Source organism: Pseudoroseomonas cervicalis ATCC 49957, assembly GCF_000164635.1.
In the GTDB taxonomy this organism is placed as follows: Bacteria; Pseudomonadota; Alphaproteobacteria; order Acetobacterales; family Acetobacteraceae; genus Pseudoroseomonas; species Pseudoroseomonas cervicalis.
Genome location: NZ_GG771171.1, coordinates 1 through 710, shown reverse-complemented (window position 1 = coordinate 710; position 710 = coordinate 1). Strand labels below are relative to the sequence as shown.

The window sequence follows — 710 nt, the reverse complement described above, 5'->3', positions numbered from 1 at the left end:
GCAGCCCCTCCCAGCCGGGCCGGGCGGGCAGGGCGGCGGCCTGGGCCGGCGTGCCGGCCAGCAGGATGATGTCGGGATCGGCGCGCAGCACCGCCTCGCCCGAGACCTGCGCGGGGCCGGGCAGATGCGGGAAGGCCAGCGCGCCCCCGGCCTGGCGGATGGCATCCGCCGTGTAGCTCTGCGGCCGGGCGGTGCCGAAGCTGCCGCGCCCGGTCGAGGACACCTCCAGATAGACGCGCGGCCGGGGCCGGCCCGCCAGCCGTGCCGCGACCGCATCCAGCCGGCCCCGCAGCCCGCCGAGCAGGGACGCCGCCGCATCCTCCCGCCCGGTCGCCGCGCCGAGCAGCGCGACATTGGCGAAAAGCTGGGCGATGTCGCGATGCTCCACCACCAGACAGGGGATGCCGGCGCGCGAGAGCGGGCCGATCAGCGTGCCGGCGGCCTGGCGGGCCGGCGTCATCACCACCAGATCGGCCCGCAGCCGCGCCATCGCCTCGGCCGAGAAGCCGAGCCGCCCGCCCACCAGCGGCCGGTCCAGCACCTCGGGCGGGTGGCGCGTATAGGCCTCGATGCCGACGATGCGGGAGACCAGGCCGAGCGCCGCCAGCAGCTCCACATTGGAGGCGAAGATGGCGACGATGCGCTGCGGCGGCGCGGGCAGGCACACCTCCCGCCCCAGCCCGTCGCGCACCAGGCGCGGCCAGCCAGCG

At 77.6% G+C, this 710-nt stretch carries 1 protein-coding gene; it reads right to left on the bottom strand.

Going from position 1 to position 710, the window contains the following annotated elements:
- On the bottom strand, positions 1–710 hold a 710-nt coding region (locus tag HMPREF0731_RS22400), incomplete at both ends, for an ABC transporter substrate-binding protein (protein WP_007006560.1).